Origin of the sequence: Helicobacter pylori NCTC 11637 = CCUG 17874 = ATCC 43504 = JCM 12093, from assembly GCF_900478295.1 — a bacterium.
Classification (GTDB): Bacteria; Campylobacterota; Campylobacteria; order Campylobacterales; family Helicobacteraceae; genus Helicobacter; species Helicobacter pylori.
In genome coordinates, this window is record NZ_LS483488.1 from 1,132,470 (window position 1) to 1,152,929 (window position 20,460).

Genomic DNA, 20,460 nt, shown 5'->3' on the forward strand with positions numbered 1-20,460 from the left:
AAGGAAGAGATCATGGCCATTGATTTAGCAGAAGTTACAGGAGCTAAAGCCGCGCAAGAAAGGAAAAAAGAGCAACCCACCATCGCTAACGGGTTGGATAAAAACGCTTTCATGAAACTCTTTTTAGAGCAATTGAAAAATCAAGACCCCACCGCTCCTATGGAAACGGATAAAATCATCACCCAAACCGCGCAGCTCACGCAAGTGGAAATGCAAGAAGAAAACAAAAAAACCATGCAAGAAGTCGCCAGTGCGATGAAATCCAATAAAGAAACTAACGAATCTTTAAAAGACTTTCAAGGCGCTTTAAAAGACACCATGGAAAACCTTAATAAAGGCATGGACGATAGCTTGAAAGCCAATAACGCTTTAAGGGAAGTAACGGCCCTTAATTCTGTGAGCATGATAGGCAAAATCGCTGAAACCGATGTGAGCGGGGCGAATTTTGACGGCAACAACAAGCTTTCTTTTTCGCTCTTTTTTGATGAAAAAATTGACGCTTCTAAAGGAGTGCCAGCGATTCAAATCCTGAATGAAAACAATGAATTAGTCAAAACGATTCCTTTAAAAGATTATAACGGGCAAAAGGGGTATATCAATTTTGAATGGGACGGCACAAACGAAAAGGGCGAAAAAGTCCCTAAAGGCAATTACAAAATCAAGGCTGAATACAATTTAGACTCCCAAAGCAAGCAGTATTTGCAAACGCGCATTGGTAGGGGCGAAGTGGAAAGCGTGATTTTTGATAAAGGCAAGCCCATGTTAAGAATGGGCGAAATGATTCTACCCATAGACAGTGCGATAGAATTTTATAAACCGGATCAAAAACCGATTGAACAGAAACCGATTGATCAAAAACCGCTTGAACAGAAACTCTCTGATCAAAAACCCATTGAGCAAAAACCGATTGAGCAAAAACTCTCTGATCAAAGACCGATTGATCAAAAACCCCAAACTCCCCCTAAAGAGACAGCATGAACGACACCTTATTAAACGCTTATAGCGGGATTAAGACCCACCAGTTTGGCATTGACAGCCTTTCAAATAATATCGCCAATGTCAATACTTTAGGCTATCGCTCCAATGATCCGGAGTTTAAGACCTTGTTTTCTTCGCATTTAGACGCTTTGAACGCCAAATCCGTTGTGGCTAATGACCGAAATTACGGCGTTACAGGCTCAGGCAATGTCCTTTCTAATAAAGACGGGGAATACATGCCAAGCGAGGGGGAATTCCACATGGCGTATCAAGGCAAGGGCTGGTTTGTGATAGGGCCCAATAAAAATGGGGAAATGACCATTAATAAAGACGGCTTTAGCAAAAAACAGGATAATTTCCTAACCCGCGCCGGTAATTTCGCACGAGACGCTGATGGCTATTTGGTAACCCCTGAGGGCTATTATGTTTATGGTATTGATTTGAAAAAGATCAAAGACGGCACGCTCAATTCCACCGCTAGAGATGAAGATATTGAAAAATTGCATGGCAACACCCTTTCGCCCTTACAAATCCCCCAAGATTTGACTTACCAGCCCGTGCTTAGCACGAAAGTGGGTATTAGCGTGAATTTAAACCCTAAAGACCATTTAAAAGGCGTGCAAGATTTTTTCTTAAACGATAAGGGCGAGATCATTAAAGAGCGTTTTTTAAACCAGGACATTAACGCTTTAGCGAATGACGATAACGAGCCCATAGACGCGATCACTAATCGTAAGTTAAACATCAGTATCCAAAAAGAGAATGGCAAAAAAGAAGATTTTGTTTTCACTTATGGGGACGCTGAAAAAGGCGAAAACCAGTTCAAAACTTTAGGCGATTTGCAAAAACTCCTTAAAGAAAAAACCGGGCTAGACTTAAACCTCATCAAAAGCGAAAAAGACGCCAAAAGCCCCCCCCTTTTATTAGAGATCGCTAATCCTAGCCAAACGCCTATCACCTTTAGCTTGAGCGGGGGCATTGCGGATAAATTGGGCTTGAATGCGAACGGAATGGAACTAAAAAAGGGCATTAGCAGGGATTCAGTAGCGATTAAAATCCCTTATTACAGCACAGAAGTGGATATTTATGATAAAGCCGGGGATAAATACTTGCTCCAAAGCGAATATTACATGACCAATTCCAACGATCCCACATCAAGCCCCACAAGCAAAAGGAAAAACCAAACTTGGGAAGTGAAAAGCTACATCGTAGATCCCAAAAACAAAACCCCTATCAATGATCCTACTTGGGAAATTGTCGGCTTTGATTCAGCCACGCACAAGATGAAATCCGCCCCCATGACTTTGGATTTTAAAGGCAATAAGCTCACCTACTCTTTAGATAAAAGCGAAAACCATGATTCTAGCGATTTGTCTTACCAAGACTCTAAACTCTTAGAAGCGAGTCAAGACGGCAAGCCTAGGGGCATTTTTAGAGACATGCGCATTGAAGAAAATGGCGTGATTTCTTTAGCTTTTAGTAACGGGGTGGTGGAGCCGGTCGCTCGCATCGGTATTTTAGCTTTCACTAACGATCAAGGCCTAAGAAAAATCGGCGGTAACCTCTATGAAATGCAAGAAGGCACCATTAATGGCGAAAACAGACCCCTAAGCGGTAACCCCATTTTAGGGTGGGACGAAGAGGGCAAGCTCAAGTTTGGGAAAATCAGGCATAAATATTTAGAAACGAGCAACGTGAATGCTGGGAACGCCCTAACCAATCTCATTTTAATGCAAAGAGGCTATTCCATGAACGCTAGAGCCTTTGGCGCGGGCGATGACATGATTAAAGAAGCCATTAGCTTGAAAAAATAAGGGGCTAAAATAAGGAGTGTGGTAAAATACTCTTTTTAATAAGGATATTTAATGATACCCACACAGCTTAATGAAATTGCAGAATTTTTAAAAACAAACCCTTATGATTTGTCTCAACCCTTACAAGATGGGCGCTTAAATCCATCTGTCAATGAAGAAGAAATTTTAAACACCATCAAACATTTTCCTATCCAACTACCAAAAGCCAGAGAATGGTGGGATTTTAGTTTTAAAAAAAACGATATTTTTTATCCTGTTAATATTAAAACCACCACCACAAAAACCGCTGACAATCTTAATGGTAAATTAGGGATTTATTATGCGTTGTGCGGCTTATTACCGGAATTTAATAACGAAATTGCATGGGAAAAATACTTTCAAAAACTGCATAAAGACTTAGGCAAAAACACCGATAGAGACTATTATTTTTTAATTATCAACAAAAACGATCCTAAAGATATTTTTATCAATTCCTTAAAAGGTATTCAAACCCTCCAGCCTAATGGCAATAACTTGCCCTTTCAATGCAAGTGGGACAACAACAGAGAAATCGTTCAAAGAGACTTTGATGGAAGTAAAAATTTCATCTTAAGCGCTTTAGCCAAAAGTGTAACTCTAAGGGCTAATATTTATTAAGAGAAGTTTTTGGAGAATTTTTTGAATAATTTAGACATTAAAACTTTAGGGCAGGTTTTCACCCCTAACAATATAGTGGATTTCATGCTCACTCTCAAACACAATCATGGGAGTGTTTTAGAGCCAAGCGCGGGCGATGGGAGTTTTTTAAAGCGTTTAAAAAAGGCTGTAGGGATTGAAATCGATCCTAAAATCTGCCCTAAAAATGCCCTTTGCATGGACTTTTTTGACTACCCTTTAGAAAATCAATTTGACACGATTATTGGTAACCCGCCCTATGTCAAGCACAAGGATATTGCGCCAAGCGCAAAAGAAAAACTCCATTACAGCCTTTTTGATGAAAGGAGTAATCTATACTTGTTTTTCATAGAAAAAGCGATCAAGCATTTAAAACCTAAAGGCGAATTGATTTTCATCACCCCAAGGGATTTTTTAAAATCCACTTCTAGCGTGAAATTAAACGAATGGATTTACCAAGAAGGCACGATAACGCATTTTTTTGAACTGGGCGATCAAAAGGTTTTCCCAAACGCCATGCCTAATTGCGTGATTTTTCGTTTTTGTAAGGGCAATTTCAGTAGAATCACCAACGATGGTTTGCAATTTTTGTGTAAAAAAGGCATTTTGTATTTCCTCAACCAATCTTACACGCAAAAATTAAGCGAGGTTTTTAAGGTTAAAGTGGGGGCAGTGAGCGGGTGCGATAAGATTTTTAAAAATGAAAAATACGGGAATTTAGAATTCGTCACCTCAATCACGAAAAGAACCAATGTTTTAGAAAAAATGGTTTTTGTCAATAAGCCTAATGATTATTTACTCCAGCATAAAGACAGCTTGATGCAAAGAAAGATTAAAAAATTCAATGAAAACAACTGGTATCAATGGGGGAGAATGCATCACATATCCCCTAAAAAACGCATTTATGTCAACACCAAAACGCGCCAAAAAAACCCTTTTTTTATCCACCAATGCCCTAATTATGACGGCTCTATTTTAGCGCTATTCCCTTATAACCAAAACCTGGACTTACAAAACCTCTGCGACAAACTCAACGCTATCAACTGGCAAGAATTAGGCTTTGTGTGCGATGGGCGTTTTTTGTTTTCGCAACGCTCTTTAGAAAACGCTCTTTTGCCTAAAGACTTTTTAAATCTAGGATAAAACTTGTTAGAAACTTTGCAATTAAACCCTGAGCAACTAAAAGCGGCCAAGGCTTTGCAAGGGTATAATTTAGTGATCGCAAGCGCTGGCACAGGAAAGACTTCTACGATTGTGGGGCGCATTTTATACCTGCTAGATAACGGCATCAAGCCTGAAGAAATCTTGCTTTTGACTTTCACCAATAAAGCGAGTAATGAAATGATTGCCAGGGTGGCTAAATATTTTAAATCAAGCTCCAAAATTGAAGCGGGCACTTTCCATGCGGTAGCGTATCGCTATTTAAAAGAGCATTACCCTAATTTAAGCCTAAAGCAACCTAAGGAACTAAGAAAACTTTTAGAAAGCATTGTGGACACTAAAAATGCCATAGATGATGATAAAAAGCCCTACACTTCGCAACACCTCTACGCCCTCTATTCTCTTTATACCAACGCTCTAAAACAAGAAGATTTTAGCGCATGGCTTTCTAATAAAAGCCCTGAACACACGCCATACGCCGCCCTTTATGAAAACATTTTAGAAGAGTTTGAAAACACCAAAAAAAAGCATAATTATATTGACTATAACGACTTGCTGCTGTTATTTAAAAAAGCGATGCTAGAAAGACCTAGCCCTTATAAAGAAGTGCTTTGCGATGAGTTTCAAGACACTAACCCCTTACAAGAATCCATTTTAGACGCTATCAACCCCCCTAGTTTGTTTTGCGTGGGCGATTACGATCAGAGCATTTACGCTTTTAATGGGGCGGATATTTCTATCATTTCTAACTTCACCCAAAAATACAAAAACGCCCGAGTTTTCACGCTCACCAAAAACTACCGCTCTTCTAAAGAGATTTTAGATCTCGCTAATCAAGTGATACAGCATAACGAGCGCATTTACCCTAAAAATTTAGAAGTGGTGAAATCAGGGAAATTCAATAAACCCACGCTTTTAAATTACAACGACAATATCGCGCAATGCCAAGACATCGCTAAACGCATTGTCATGCGAAAAGATTTTAAAGAAGTGGCAGTGATTTTTAGGAATAACGCCAGCGCGGATCAATTAGAAGCCGCTTTAAGATCCCACAACGTGCCAAGCAAACGAAAAGGGAGCGCGAGCTTTTTTGAATCCAAAGAAGTGGCGTTAGCGTTAGATATTTGCGCGCTATTATTTAACCCTAAAGACATTATGGCAGCCATTCACATTTTAAGCTATATCAGCGATATTGGCTCTAACACCGCTAAAGACATTCATGAAGCCTTGATGCTTTTAGGCAATGGTGATCTCAAATCAGCTTTAATTCAGCCTAATAAAGAAGCCAAAATTTACACGAAGAAAAAAGAAATCACCTCTATGGGGCTTTTTGAAGAAATTTTTGCCCTAGAAAACAGCTCAAGGTTTAACAGCGTGATAGATAAAGCGTTTCATTCGCACCCGGTGTTGATGCACCCTAAAATCTCACTCAATGGGGCTAAAACGCTTAGCGATTTTTTCACTCTTTACACCAAAGCCCCTACTCATTCCCCTAGCGCTTTAATCAAGCACATCTTAGAAAGCGCGTTTTTTCAAACCTTTAAAACACGCCTTTTAAAAGAGCGATCCAAAAATAAGGACGGATCTTATAACGAATTTAAAAAACTCCAAGCGCAAAAACGCTTCAATGAAAAAATGGACTTGCTGAGTTCTTTGGCGAAAAATTACCAAAATTTAGGGCGTTTTTTAAACGGCACTTTAATAGGCTCCAGTGAAGCCACGCAAGGCGAGGGCGTGAATCTGTTGAGCGTGCATGCTTCTAAAGGCTTAGAATTTAAAGATGTTTATATTATAGATTTAATGGAGGGCCGTTTCCCTAACCACAAGCTCATGAATACCGGTGGGGGCATTGAAGAAGAGCGGCGGCTTTTTTATGTCGCTATCACAAGGGCTAAGGAAAATTTATGGCTTTCTTATGCGAAAAACGAATTGAGAGAAAACGCCAAACCTAAAGAGCATAAGCCTTCGGTGTTTTTGTATGAAGCGGGGCTTTTGAAACCCGATTCAAAATAAAATTGGTTTTTGTATTGTTTGTTTAAGCAAAAGATGATATGATTATAGCGATAGTTAAGCCCCTAAGAGCTAGGAACTCTTAAGAGCTTGTTCTTAATAAAGTAGCAGTGTTAAGATAACCACTAAAACTATCGCTATAAAAATGAATTTCATGGTAGTGCCTCCTAACGGAGTGCCACCCACTGCAATCTCCCAACCCATTAGATCAGAAACCACTAATTGCTCCAAATTCGCTTAACACTAGAATTACTACCATGTCATATCATTTGAGTATTATAGTATTATAATGGGATCTTTATGAGATGTAAGAAAAATACAAAAAACGCTAGCAACCATAGATTTTAGACTCTAGCTTGCGCTAGAGCCAAAATTTTAGTATAATGGCGTTGCGAAGGCCATTAAAACTATGATTGCTAATAGTAATTTCATAGTTGGTTATCTCCTTTCGGGGTAACCACCCACTATCACCCCAAACCCTAACATGCTCCAAATTTTCACAACAAAAGAGAAACCTAGAAATTACTATTTGCGTTAGCGTGATTTTACATTAAAAAACCTAAAAATGCCAAAAAGCGTTTTTAAAACCCCCTAAAATTTAACGCTAATCCCCCCTAAAATCCCGTTTTTTTTTTTTTTTGTAAAAAACGCTCCAATTGGTGTAACTTTATTTCCTTAATAAGGGGTTTTTAAGGGGATTTTTAAGGTTAGTTTAACTTTTCTTATGTGAAAATATCACAATTACATTTGACAATTTGTATTACTAAACATTATTTACAAGCTCTGATGTAACTAAATCCCAAATTTAATCTCAATCAAGGAGCATCCCATTGATAAGGAAAATCATGATAAAGAAAAATAGAACGCTGTTTCTTAGTCTAGCCCTTTGCGCTAGCATAAGTTATGCCGAAGATGATGGAGGGTTTTTCACCGTCGGTTATCAGCTCGGGCAAGTCATGCAAGATGTCCAAAACCCAGGCGGCGCTAAAAGCGACGAACTCGCCAGAGAGCTTAACGCTGATGTAACGAACAACATTTTAAACAACAACACCGGAGGCAATGTCGCAGGGGCGTTGAGTAACGCTTTCTCCCAATACCTTTATTCGCTTTTAGGGGCGTATCCCACGAAACTCAATAGTAGCGATGTGTCTGCGAACGCTCTTTTAAGTGGTGCGGTAGGCTCTGGGACTTGTGCGGCTGCAGGGACAGCCGGTGGCGCATCTCTTAACACTCAAAGCGCTTGCACCGCTGCGGGCTATTACTGGCTCCCTAGCTTGACTGACAGGATTTTAAGCACGATCGGCAGCCAGACTAACTACGGCACGAACACCAATTTCCCCAACATGCAACAACAGCTCACCTATTTGAACGCGGGGAATGTGTTTTTTAACGCGATGAATAAGGCTTTAGAGAAGAATGGGACTACTAATGGCACTAGTAGCACTAGCGGTGCGACTGGTTCAGATGGTCAAACCTACTCTCAACAAGCCATCCAATACCTTCAAGGCCAACAAAATATCTTAAATAACGCAGCGAATTTGCTCAAGCAAGATGAATTGCTCTTAGAAGCTTTCAACTCTGCCGTAGCTGCTAACATTGGGAATAAGGAATTCAATTCAGCCGCTTTTACAGGTTTGGTGCAAGGCATTATTGATCAATCCCAATTGGTTTATAACGAGCTCACTAAAAACACCATTAGCGGGAGTGCGGTTAATAGCGCTGGGATAAACCCCAACCAAGCTAACGCTGTGCAAGGGCGTGCCAGTCAGCTCCCTAACGCTCTTTATAACGCGCAAGTAACTTTGGATAAAATCAACGCGCTCAACAATCAGGTGAGAAGCATGCCTTACTTGCCCCAATTCAGAGCCGGGAACAGCCGTTCAACGAATATTTTAAACGGGTTTTACACCAAAATAGGCTATAAGCAGTTCTTTGGGAAGAAAAGGAATATCGGTTTGCGCTATTATGGTTTCTTTTCTTATAACGGAGCGAGCGTGGGCTTTAGATCCACTCAAAATAATGTAGGGTTATACACTTATGGGGTGGGGACTGATGTGTTGTATAACATCTTTAGCCGCTCCTATCAAAACCGCTCTGTGGATATGGGCTTTTTTAGCGGTATCCAATTAGCCGGCGAAACCGTCCAATCCACGCTCAGAGATGACCCCAATGTGAAATTGCATGGGAAAATCAATAACACGCACTTCCAGTTTCTCTTTGACTTCGGTATGAGGATGAACTTCGGTAAGTTGGACGGGAAATCCAACCGCCACAACCAGCACACGGTGGAATTTGGCGTAGTAGTGCCTACGATTTATAACACTTATTACAAATCAGCAGGGACTACCGTGAAGTATTTCCGTCCTTATAGCGTTTATTGGTCTTATGGGTATTCATTCTAAGAAAGGGGGGAAGAGACAAACATGAAACAAAATTTAAAGCCATTCAAAATGATTAAGGAAAATTTAATGACACAATCTCAAAAAGTAAGATTCTTAGCCCCTTTAAGCCTAGCGTTAAGCTTGAGCTTCAATCCAGTGGGCGCTGAAGAAGATGGGGGCTTTATGACCTTTGGGTATGAATTAGGTCAGGTGGTCCAACAAGTGAAAAACCCGGGTAAAATCAAAGCCGAAGAATTAGCCGGCTTGTTAAACTCTAATACGACAAACAACACCAATACCAATATTGCAGGCACAGGAGGCAATGTCGCCGGGACTTTGGGCAACCTCTTTATGAACCAACTAGGCAATTTGATTGATTTGTATCCCACTTTGAACACTACTAACATCCAACAATGTGGTGCTACTAATAGTGGTGGTAGTGCGACCACAGCCGCTGCTACTACTAGCAATAGCCCTTGTTTCCAAGGTAACCTGGCTCTTTATAACGAAATGGTTGGCTCTATCAAAACTTTGAGTCAAAACATCAGCAAGAACATCTTTCAAGGCGACAACAACACCACGAGCCAAAACCTCTCCAACCAGCTCAGTGAGCTTAACACCGCTAGCGTTTATTTGACTTACATGAACTCATTCTTAAACGCCAATAACCAAGCGGGTGGGATTTTTCAAAACAACACCACTCAAGCTTATAGAGATGGTGTTACCGCCCAACAAATCGCTTATATCCTAAAGCAAGCTTCAATCACTATGGGGCCAAGCGGTGATAGCGGGGCTGCCGCAGCGTTTTTGGATGCCGCTTTAGCGCAACATGTCTTCAACTCCGCTAACGCCGGGAATGATTTGAGCGCTAAGGAATTCACTAGCTTGGTGCAAAACATCGTCAATAATTCTCAAAACGCTTTAACGCTAGCCAACAACGCTAACATCAGCAATTCAACAGGCTATCGAGTGAGCTATGGCGGGAATATTGATCAAGCGCGCTCTACCCAACTGTTAAACAACACCACAAACACTTTGGCTAAAGTTACCGCTCTAAACAACGAGCTTAAAGCTAACCCATGGCTTGGGAATTTCGCTGCCGGTAACAGCTCTCAAGTGAATGCGTTTAACGGGTTTATCACTAAAATCGGTTATAAGCAATTCTTTGGGGAAAACAAGAATGTGGGCTTACGCTACTACGGCTTCTTCAGCTATAATGGTGCGGGCGTGGGTAATGGCCCTACTTACAATCAAGTCAATCTGCTCACTTATGGGGTGGGGACTGATGTGCTTTACAATGTGTTTAGCCGCTCTTTTGGTAGCCGAAGTCTTAATGCGGGCTTCTTTGGGGGGATCCAACTCGCAGGGGACACTTACATCAGCACGCTAAGAAACAGCCCTCAGCTTGCGAATAGACCCACAGCGACGAAATTCCAATTCTTGTTTGATGTGGGCTTACGCATGAACTTTGGTATCTTGAAAAAAGACTTGAAAAGCCATAACCAGCATTCTATAGAAATCGGTGTGCAAATCCCTACGATTTACAACACTTATTATAAAGCTGGCGGTGCTGAAGTGAAATACTTCCGCCCTTATAGCGTGTATTGGGTCTATGGCTACGCCTTCTAAAAAAGCTCAAGGCCTTTTATAGGCTTTGATTTAACCCTTTTAACCCCCATTTTAAAAACAAACCCAAACCCTTATCCAATAATCAAATAATGGAATTGACCCCCTAAAAACGCTTAAAAATAAAAACGCTTGATTAAAAGCTACCACTCACAAAAAGCTTAACATTCAAGGCTTATTGAGGTTTTAAAACGCTTGATTAAAAACTTTTAAAAAGCTTTAGCGCTTCAAAATTTTTATATTTAGAAAAACAACCCAAAATCTTTATCAAATGTTGTCAAATATTGAGATTATCCCCCAAGAACGGCTTTAATAATAAAGGTGATCAAACGCTAAAGGCGTTTAGGATTTCTGTGGTTTAAAAACTTTGTTTTGTGGTTCTAAATTTTATGGTAAAACTCATTTTTTAAGGGGATAGGAGATATTTTGAAACCCCCCCCAAAACTAAATCCCCCCTAACCCAAGAAAACCGCTTTTAAGAAACTAGCTACGCAAAGTATTAGATTTTAAAAAATGCCTTGGAGTGTTTTTAACTTGCTGTGATTAAAAATCAAAACTTCAGCGTGAGGTTGGTCATCATGTAACTTCTGTCTTGGTAATTAGCGCTAAAATCGCCATCAGGGTTATTGAATTTGGGCGCTCCAAAATACCCTGCTTGATACCCTTTATTGATCCTAGCCCCATAATAAGTGATCCTAAAGTTAAGAAGAACCGATTCAGTGAACGCATAGCTCGCATTGAATTGCAAGGAATATTCATTAGCCCTCCCCACTTGCCCTAACGCATTTTTATTCGCATGAGAGACGCGCCCAAAAACATGCCATGCAAAACGCTTATGGATCCCTCCAACAGAAGTGTAAAAAGTGAAAGTGTTCGCGTTAGTGATCGCATCAGCCAGCCCATCATAAGCCGTATTATCCCAAAAATCATAGCCAATCATTCCGGCATGCCTAGTCGTTATGGAGATTTCACTACCGATATAGGAAGTGTTATTACCCCTTGGCATCGTGTGAGAGCCTAAAAAAGCGTCTGAATTGCCAAAGGTGTTATAAAAGCCAATGGACCAGTTGAAATTATCCCACCAAAAAACCTGGCGGATATTTAAAGTAACGCCATTCCTCCCCAACAACGATCCATGAGGCGTGCTGTCTTCTAAACTATAAGTGTTTGTTTCTGGGTTATACCACCCCCTATAGTATAAAGGAAAGGTTGTCATGATCATGCTTTGAGAGCGAAAGCCTACATTTTGAAAATTCCTATTCGTGTCATAAACCAGCTTAAAACCAGGAGCGTTATAAGTCTTAGGCGCAAAATAATAAAAAAATTGAGCGTCTAAACCTTTATAAGAATAAGTCGTGGTGATCCCATGCCAGCCATAATTGATGAAATCGTTGCTGTTATTAGGATTGCCTCCCTTTTTCAAATAAGGCACTGTCGCAAAAAACTCATAAATCCAAGAGTTGAACGCCAAACCTCTCCCAAAAGAACTCCACCACCAAAACCTTAACCTTTGCGTCTCAGTCTTATAGGGCTGATAATACACTTCCCACCCTTGATTGGAACCGCTCATAAAATCAATATTCGCCTCATAACGCCCCGCTTTAAACCCAAAAACATCTTTGTAATCGTATCGTAAAAAAGCGGTATCCACCACATAAGGCCTTGCATGATAGCTCGCTGATTGAGAAGTCCCCGCATAAGCAGGGCCAAGATACTTATTGAAAAAGTATCCATGATAGCCCCCAATGAAATTCTCTACAATAGAGCCAAAAATCTTCCCGTTAGCTTGGTTAATATCATACTTAGTCTTATCATAAGGAATGGCTGCAATCGCCCCACCCAAAGAGACAGAGAGCCTATGGTTTTCGGTGCCTTTAGGGAGTAAATTGACTTTGACTTGCGCTAAAGTTACAATATCTATAAAACTTTCAGTAGGATAAATCCCTTTTTTAGTATTGATTTGAGAATTGTTAAAACCAATCTTAGAAAAGTTCTCCACACGACCGCTAAAGCGATAATCAAAAGCTTCTACAGGACATAATAAAAACGATAAAAGCGATAAAGAAGAAGTCAAAAAACACTTTTCTTGCCTCACTAAACTCTCCCTAATTTTAATGGTATGATCTTTTTTGTTGAGATTATAATTATAATCAAAAAAAAACAGCATAAAGTTAAAATATTAATTAAAATCCACAACCTTATTTTACAAAAAATAACCCCTCATTGTAAATTGGTTTAAAATTAAAGGATTAAAATCATATATTTGTTACTTCTAAAGAATGTTTTATTTTTGATTAGATCCGCTACCCATGAAATCCTCATTTTTAGCTCCATTATTAAAACTTATAAGAAATTTCAAATCTAGCGTTAAAGCCAGGCTCTGCCATGCCCCTTGCGTATTTGTCTTGATTGGGTTCATCAGGGCTCATCACCGGGCTGGCTTGATCAATATATTGTTGGTTAAAAACATTGGTGAAGCACCCAAACGCTAAAGCGATTGGGCTTCCTCGGCTGATGTTGCCCATAGGGAAAGTTTGGTTCTCACTTTGTGTCCCTAATCATAGGGATTTTACAGAGTTTGATCTCCAACGCATTCCCTACAGGTCTCACACATCATATCTCCAAAGGCGTAACTTTGCGTACTTCCTACGCTAGATACAAATGTATGGAGATATTATACTACAAATTAGCAGCATTCATCCCAAACACTAAAGATGTTTGGGATTTCTGCTTGGGTGGTTTAAACACCGCATTCAAGCTCAACCCTTCAAGTTTTTTATAAGTGGGTTTGTAAGTGATAAAAAAACTGCTCACCCCATAGCCGGGTTTATGCACATAAAAAATCCCGGGCGTTTTAGGGCAATTACTAGGCCGTCTGTCAATATCCGTAGGGCCGTTACGATAAGGGCTATAAGAGCAATAACTCAAATCCGTAACAAAGCGTGAAAGCCAAGTGATGCTAATGCCGGTGCGTGGGATTTTATAACTTGCCGTTAAAATAAACACATTGCCGGTTGTAGCAGCCAATTCATACACATCAGCGATCAAACGCCCTTTTAAAGAAGGCCATGATCGCGCTACGCTCAAGCCTAAAGAAAAACCCTTGTATTTAGCTGTCCCTGAAACTTCATAACCCGGCACATAAATAATATCTTGTGCGGGCAAATTGGTTACAAAAAGCGTTGAAGAAAATTGATTGATGTAGTTAGAAATCAACTGGACAAAACCGGCGGCCCTGAAATCAAAATACTGACTGCTGTATTCGGTGTTAAATTCCACATTTTGCCCGATTTCTGGCTTTAAATTGCGGTTGTAGCGCAAATTATCTTGACGCATCCACACCAAACCTCCAGGCATAGGGCCTCTGGTTACATACGCGTAAGAAAGCCTGAAATTCAAATTTTCTAAAGGCGAGACATTTAAAGCCGCGCTAGGGCTAAACCCTTGGGTTATGTGCAATTGCCAGTCTTTATCCACTAAAGTATAGACATCATAACGAGTCCCTGCCCCTAAAGTTACCATAGGATGCAAGGTGTAATTCGCTTGCGCATACACCCCAACCACATTCGCAGTAGCGCCATTTCGTTGGCAACGCCCGTTCATGTTAGGATCATTGGGGCTTGTAACCCTTAAACATGCATCAGGGGCATCGCCGGGTTTGACTAATTCGCTATTAGGGATCGCTTTATCAAAAGTGGTTAAGTTTTGGTAATTCAACCCGTATTCAAAAAGATTGTCATTCTTATGATCTATGGTGTGGATCACATTCGCATTAAACCCAGAATTGATGATGAATAAATTTTTATTAGCCACCACAGAACCCCCTCCAAGGCTTTTAAAAGTGATGGAGCAAGTTTGTTTAAGAGCGTCATAAATGCCCCCTTGCGCCACGCATTCATTTTCTTCGCTAAGTTTGGGGTTTGGGGTGAAAGGAATACTAGCCGCTATATCGTTAGACTTAAAAAGCGGATCAATTTGGACATTCCTAATACTTGTATAACCATTGATTTTTAATTTAGGATCACCAAAACGGCTCCCCCCTTCTCTTTCATAATTCAAACTCACGTTATGCACTAAATTGACGCTATAAGTTTTAAACAAACTAGCGTCATTTTCAAACAAGCAATCATCAGGGTTTTTCTCGTTAGGGAAAGCGTTAAAATCACCGCAAGAATAGGGTAAAAAAGTGCCTGTAAAATTCGCTCTTAAAGGGCGGTTAGCGTTGTCTCTGGTCATGTTATAGCTGAGCGTTAAGGTATCTCTTTCGCTCAAATAACCATTGATCTTAGCCATCACATTGTTTTGCTCGCTAGGACTTCCTGTAACTTTATTATCTGCTTTAGGTCTAAAGAGATCTTTTGTGGCATTATCCCCATCACGATAGTAAAAAATATTTTGATGCGTGTAATACAAAAGCATATCAAAATGATTGTTACGATAAGCGCCCATCACGGTTTCTCGATCCCCAAAGTTGGTCAAAAAAGTGGCAGCCCCACTTATAGCGTAGTCTTTACCTTTAGGGATAAAATCGCTAGCGCTCTTAGTCTCCATTTTGATCGCGCCAATCAAAGCCATAGGCCCTGCGCTCGCTTGAGCCGCCCCCTTAGTAACCACCACGCTTTTGAGCATTCCAGGGTCAATGATCGTATTGCCTTGATGCCCATAGCTTGCGCCCATTTGCGCCGCGCCATCCACCGTAACCCTAGCCAATCTGTCTTCAATGCCGCGCACATAAATTTTTTGCGCTATCACCGCGCCACCGCCCACATTGATATTGGGGTTTCTTCTAAACATGTCGCTGATTTGGTTGGCTTGCCTTCTTTCTAATTCATTATTTGAAATGGTTGTCTGGTTGTTGTAATTAAAGATTTTAGCCGCTTGAGTGGTAACTTTACCCAGAGTGTGTTGGGCGTTCTTATCTTTTTTCCTTTCTGTCTTTTTTTCTTCTTTTTCTTCTTCTTTAGCCTCCAATTCAAACATGCCTAATAAGGACAAAAAAATAGAAAAACTACAATATTTCCTAAAACGCTTGTCATTCATTCTTAAAATCCTATTTATTATAATTTCTCTTAAAAAATAAAGGTGTTATTATAGTCAAAAAAATATTACAATCACCTTAAAAGAGCTAGCTATTTTTAATAAACGAATGATAAACTTTTAGAAAAATCCCACAAAAACCCCTTTCAAAGCGCGCAGAATACGAAATAATAAAGGGTAATTTTATCTTATTCTCACTTTTTTATTTTTATAAAGCCTGAATATTTTAGAACTAGTGCTTTCAAACAAACCCCTTTCATCGCTCACAATGACATCAGCGAGGCTGGAAGCGATTTCTTTATCATAAGCGCATCGGGTGAGGTTGGCTGAGGTGCTATAAAGCGTTTTAAAACGCTTTAAAAAATCCCCATGCCTGCCCTTAATCACACGAACGGCCTTAGAGTTAGGGTAAATAAAAGTGGTTTTAGCGCTTCTTCTAATGAGGTTTTTAAACGCATTGGGCGCGCGCACTAGGCTTTTTAGGGTGCTAAAATCAGCGCTTTCTATTAAAACGCTTTGGTTTTTAGGGCGGCCTTTTAAGACGTTGAGCTTTTCGCTGTCTTTAGAAAGCAGTCCTATAGTGGTATCGCTTTGAGCCAGATACACTAACGCCATCAAACTACTTTAAATAATCTTGTAAGGCTAACAACTCGTCTTCTTTAGAGCTTTCTTCTAACGCTAAAATCAAGACTTCTATCGCGCTTAAAGTCGTGAAATAACTCACATGGTTTTTCAGCACAGAAGCACGAATGAGTTTGGCGTCATCTTGAGATTTGTGATCGCTGGTGTTGATAGCCATGCTGATTTCCCCATTCATCATTAAATCCATGATATTGGGGCGGCCTTCGGAGATTTTAAGCACTTTCAAAGATTTCACCCCGGCTTTTTCCAAAGCTTTATGCGTGCCTTCTGTAGCACACAATTCAAAGCCTAACTGAACCAAGCGCTTCATTAAAACGCATGCTTCTTCTTTATCCTTATCTTTAATAGAAACAAAAATAAGCCCCTTGTTTTTAATGGGGTTAAAGCAAGCCGTTTGAGCCTTGAAAAAAGCCAACCCTAAAGATCTAGCAATCCCCATCACTTCGCCGGTGCTTTTCATCTCAGGCCCTAAAATCAAATCCGATCCATAAAGTTTATTAAAAGGGAAAACCGCTTCTTTTAAAGCCACAAAATGGGGCATTTTAGGCTTATAAACGCCTTTAGAATATCCCACGATATTTTTTTTATCATAAAACTTCAAGGCTTCTTTCAAATCTTCTAACACCATAACCCTAGTCGCAACTTTGGCTAAAGGAACGCCTAAAGCCTTGCTTAAAAAAGGCACGGTTCGGCTGGCTCTGGGATTGACTTCAATCAAATACAGCGAATTTTGATGCACAGCAAATTGGATATTCAATAGCCCTACTACGCCCAAATGCAGAGCGATTTTCGCGCTCACCCGCTCAATTTCATCTAAAATTTCAACCCTTAAAGTGGAAGGGATAAAGCACGCCGAATCGCCTGAATGGATTCCGGCTTCTTCAATATGCTGTAAAATGCCGGCAATATAAACCTCTTTTTTATCGCAAATAGCATCCACATCTAATTCCACCGCTTTTTCTAAAAACTTATCAATGAGGAGCGGGTTTTTAGGGCTAATCTCTAAAGCATGCGTAACGCTTTCTAAATAATGGTGCAGTTCTTCAATGTTTTCTAAAATTTGCATGTGTTGGCCGCCTAGCACATAACTAGGGCGCACGATAATAGGGAAACCAATCATGTTAGCGATGCTATAAGCTTCATCAACGCTCTTAGCCATGCCGTTTTTGGGCTGCTTGATGTCAAGCTCTTTTAAAAAGAGGGAAAACTTTTCTCTGTCTTCTGCAGTATCAATCACCTTAAAAGGCGTGCCAATAATGGGGGCTTGCATCTTCGCTAAATCTTTAGCGAGTTTTAAGGGGGTTTGTCCCCCAAAATGCACGATAATGCCATCCACGCGCTCCCTTTGAATGATAGTCTTCACGCATTCAAAATGGATCGGTTCAAAATAGAGTGTGTCGCTCGTGTCATAATCCGTGCTCACAGTTTCTGGATTGCAATTGAGCATGACGCTTTTAATGTTTAAATCTTTTAAAGCAAAGCTTGCATGCACGCAACAATAATCAAATTCAATGCCTTGACCGATGCGGTTAGGCCCAGAGCCTATGATTAGGATTTTCTTTTCTTGTTTTTCTTGTTTGTTTTCAATAGGGAGCAAAGGGTTAGGGGCATAGGTGGAATACAAATAAGGCGTGAGCGATAAAAACTCCGCCGCGCAAGTGTCCACTTCTTCAAAATGGGGCGCGATTTGTAAATTAGATCTAGCTAATTCCACTTCAAAAGGACTCACCTCTAAATTTTCATTTTCTTTGATTTTAGCGGCAATCCTGGCATCGCTAAAGCCTAAATTTTTAAGCCCTCTCAATTTTTTGGCATCCGTTAAAACGCTAGAATTGATACCCTCTTCTGCTTTGACTAGTTCTTGGATTTGAGATAAAAACCACCTATCAATCTGGCATAATTCAAACACTTCATCTACAGAAACGCCCAACCTAAACGCATCAGCGATATAGAGCAAGCGTTTGGGATTGGGCCGGCGGATTTCCTTTTTGATCGTTTCTAAATCTTTGCTTAACGATTCAAACCCTAGCCAATTGTTTTCCAAAGAGCATAACGCTTTTTGTAAGGCTTCTAAGAAATTCCCCCCTATCGCCATCACTTCGCCAATGCTTTTCATAGAAGTCCCTAAAGTGCTAGAAACACCGGCAAATTTTTCAAACGCAAAGCGAGGGATTTTCACCACGATATAATCCAAACTAGGTTCAAAACTCGCCGGGGTGTTGGTAATATCGTTTTGGATTTCATCTAAGCTAAAACCCACCGCAAGCATGGTAGCCACTTTTGCAATAGGAAACCCAGTCGCTTTTGAGGCTAATGCGGAGCTGCGGCTCACTCGTGGGTTCATTTCAATCACAACCATTCTTAAAGTCTCTGGATGGATCGCAAATTGCACATTACTCCCGCCCGTATCCACGCCAATTTCTCTCAAAATCGCAAAGCTCGCATCGCGCATGCGTTGGTATTCTTTATCGGTTAAGGTTAGGCTTGGAGCGATGGTGATGCTATCGCCGGTATGAACGCCCATGGGGTCAATGTTTTCAATGCAGCACACAATGATGCAATTATCCTTGCTGTCTCGTATGACTTCCATTTCGTATTCTTTCCACCCCAACAAGGACTCTTCAATCAAAATTTCATTAATGGGCGAAGCGTCTAGGGCGTTTTTAGCCAATTCTTGAAACTCTTCAATATTATAAGCGACCCCACTCCCTCCCCCAGCTAGCGTGAAACTCGCTCTGATAATGGCTGGAAAACCAATTTCATTAATGGCTTCTAGGGCTTCTAACTCGCTATAAGCGTAACGCCCTTTAGGCAAATCCATCCCGATTTTTAACATCGCTTCTTTGAAAGCCTGCCTGTCTTCGCCTTTTTTAATCGCTTCAATCTTAGCCCCTAAAAGCTCCACGCCTTCTAACATGCCCTTTTGGTGCATTTGCATGACCGCATTCAAAGCGGTTTGCCCGCCCATTGTGGGTAAAATAGCGTCAATTTTTTCTTTTTTGATGATAGCGGCGATATTTTCTGGGGTGATGGGTTGGATATAAGTTTGATGAGAAAATTCAGGGTCAGTCATCACGGTGGCCGGGTTAGAATTGATTAAGATCACTCTATAACCTAAAGATTTTAAGGTTTTACAACTTTGAGTCCCTGAGTAGTCAAACTCACAAGCTTGCCCGATCACAATAGGGCCTGAGCCTATCAGTAGAATGTTAGAAATATCGGTGCGTTTAGGCATAACTAATCCTTAAAGAAAGAATATCAACGAAGCGTTATCAATATTTTAAAGTATTTTTTATTAGGTTTTTGCGTGGCTTCCCCCCCTATTTTTTCAAACTATTTGTCTCTGTCTGAAAAAATACCAATGATTTGCAAGATAGAAATGAAGACATTCAAAAAGTCTAAATACAAGCTCACCGCCGCATCAATGGGGCTATCATACATGCCTTTAACGATGTTTTGGGTGTCATAAGCGATGTAAAGACTAAATAATATCGCACTCGCTCCCGCAATGACAACCTGGAACATGGGGCTACCCAAAAACAAGTTAATAAGCGAACACACCAGCACCACAATCAAAGCGATGAAGAGCATTTTACCCATATTCGCTAAGTCGTTTTTAGTTTTAAGGGCATACACGCTCATCAAACCAAAAACAATAGTCGTCATGCCTAAAGCTTGCCAAATCGCTCCTAAACCAGCTTTTGCAATCACCATACCCAACAAAGGCACTAGAGTAACCCCTGATAATGCAGTGAAAGCAAACAGCATGAACAGATTCAATCCAGGTTTGGATTTAGAAAACATCAAACCAAAAAGCACCGCAATTTCAGCGATAAAAAACACCCATTTATACTGCACTACGGCTTGAAAATTCATTAAACCTAATAACGCCCCAATAGTCGCTAGTAACAAACTGCCCGCAAAGAACTTGTAAGTCGTTTTAACAAAACCCACCAGCTCGCTTTCGTGCAATAAAGAATCTTCTGCATACGCATTACGAGAATCAGCTCTGTCATACAATGCCATGTTTTACTCCTTGAATTCAACTCAATAAATAATTTTAATTAACCCTATAGCTAGGTCCAATATAATAGCGCAAAATGTAGTAAAATACCAAACAAAACCCCCTAAAATTGAAATTGAAGTCTGAAAATAGG

Annotated in this window: 12 protein-coding genes and 1 pseudogene; 7 read left to right on the top strand and 6 right to left on the bottom strand. The window is 40.4% G+C overall.

Annotated features, from left to right (window positions below; genetic code table 11):
• Positions 1 to 12: 12 nt before the first annotated feature.
• From flgD to alpB, 7 genes are all read left to right on the top strand, one after another.
• Positions 13 to 978 carry a flagellar hook assembly protein FlgD gene (gene flgD / locus DQL14_RS05730; protein ID WP_108169049.1) on the top strand — a complete coding sequence of 322 codons (966 nt, stop codon included), beginning with the start codon at positions 13 to 15 and terminating at the stop codon, positions 976 to 978.
• Positions 975 to 2,792, top strand: coding sequence for a flagellar hook protein FlgE (locus DQL14_RS05735; RefSeq protein WP_108169050.1), 1,818 nt, complete (start codon positions 975 to 977; stop codon positions 2,790 to 2,792). The genes flgD and DQL14_RS05735 overlap by 4 nt, the downstream gene beginning before the upstream one ends.
• A gap of 51 nt (positions 2,793 to 2,843) precedes the next feature.
• Positions 2,844 to 3,428 (top strand): restriction endonuclease, encoded by a 585-nt coding sequence (locus DQL14_RS05740; RefSeq protein WP_108169051.1) that lies wholly within the window; start codon positions 2,844 to 2,846, stop codon positions 3,426 to 3,428.
• Between the two features lie 9 nt (positions 3,429 to 3,437).
• Positions 3,438 to 4,589, top strand: coding sequence for an Eco57I restriction-modification methylase domain-containing protein (locus DQL14_RS05745; RefSeq protein WP_162296876.1), 1,152 nt, complete (start codon positions 3,438 to 3,440; stop codon positions 4,587 to 4,589).
• Between the two features lie 3 nt (positions 4,590 to 4,592).
• Positions 4,593 to 6,620: an ATP-dependent helicase gene (locus DQL14_RS05750; protein ID WP_108169052.1), complete on the top strand. Its 2,028-nt coding sequence runs from the start codon at positions 4,593 to 4,595 to the stop codon at positions 6,618 to 6,620.
• Positions 6,621 to 7,462: 842 nt separating this feature from the next.
• Positions 7,463 to 9,019: a Hop family adhesin AlpA gene (gene alpA, locus DQL14_RS05755; RefSeq protein WP_108169053.1), complete on the top strand. Its 1,557-nt coding sequence runs from the start codon at positions 7,463 to 7,465 to the stop codon at positions 9,017 to 9,019.
• Positions 9,020 to 9,040: 21 nt separating this feature from the next.
• Positions 9,041 to 10,627 carry a Hop family adhesin AlpB gene (gene alpB / locus DQL14_RS05760; protein WP_108169054.1) on the top strand — a complete coding sequence of 529 codons (1,587 nt, stop codon included), beginning with the start codon at positions 9,041 to 9,043 and terminating at the stop codon, positions 10,625 to 10,627.
• Between the two features lie 547 nt (positions 10,628 to 11,174).
• Here the strand turns inward: alpB and hofG are convergent.
• From hofG to DQL14_RS05800, 6 genes and pseudogenes are all read right to left on the bottom strand, one after another.
• The gene (hofG, locus tag DQL14_RS05765) at positions 11,175 to 12,719 is read right to left on the bottom strand and encodes an outer membrane beta-barrel protein HofG (RefSeq protein WP_108169945.1); all 1,545 of its coding nucleotides are present in this window, start codon (positions 12,717 to 12,719) and stop codon (positions 11,175 to 11,177) included.
• 241 nt (positions 12,720 to 12,960) lie between these two features.
• Positions 12,961 to 13,149, bottom strand: coding sequence for a hypothetical protein (locus tag DQL14_RS05770; RefSeq protein WP_172952999.1), 189 nt, complete (start codon positions 13,147 to 13,149; stop codon positions 12,961 to 12,963).
• A gap of 217 nt (positions 13,150 to 13,366) precedes the next feature.
• Positions 13,367 to 15,664, bottom strand: a pseudogene (locus tag DQL14_RS05780) (TonB-dependent receptor domain-containing protein); the annotation flags it as partial.
• A 180-nt stretch (positions 15,665 to 15,844) separates the two neighbouring features.
• Positions 15,845 to 16,276 carry a Sua5 YciO YrdC YwlC family protein gene (locus tag DQL14_RS05790; RefSeq protein WP_108169055.1) on the bottom strand — a complete coding sequence of 144 codons (432 nt, stop codon included), beginning with the start codon at positions 16,274 to 16,276 and terminating at the stop codon, positions 15,845 to 15,847.
• A gap of 4 nt (positions 16,277 to 16,280) precedes the next feature.
• Positions 16,281 to 19,538 (bottom strand): carbamoyl-phosphate synthase large subunit, encoded by a 3,258-nt coding sequence (gene carB / locus DQL14_RS05795; protein WP_108169056.1) that lies wholly within the window; start codon positions 19,536 to 19,538, stop codon positions 16,281 to 16,283.
• Between the two features lie 98 nt (positions 19,539 to 19,636).
• The gene (locus DQL14_RS05800) at positions 19,637 to 20,329 is read right to left on the bottom strand and encodes a Bax inhibitor-1/YccA family protein (RefSeq protein WP_108169057.1); all 693 of its coding nucleotides are present in this window, start codon (positions 20,327 to 20,329) and stop codon (positions 19,637 to 19,639) included.
• Positions 20,330 to 20,460 lie beyond the last annotated feature (131 nt).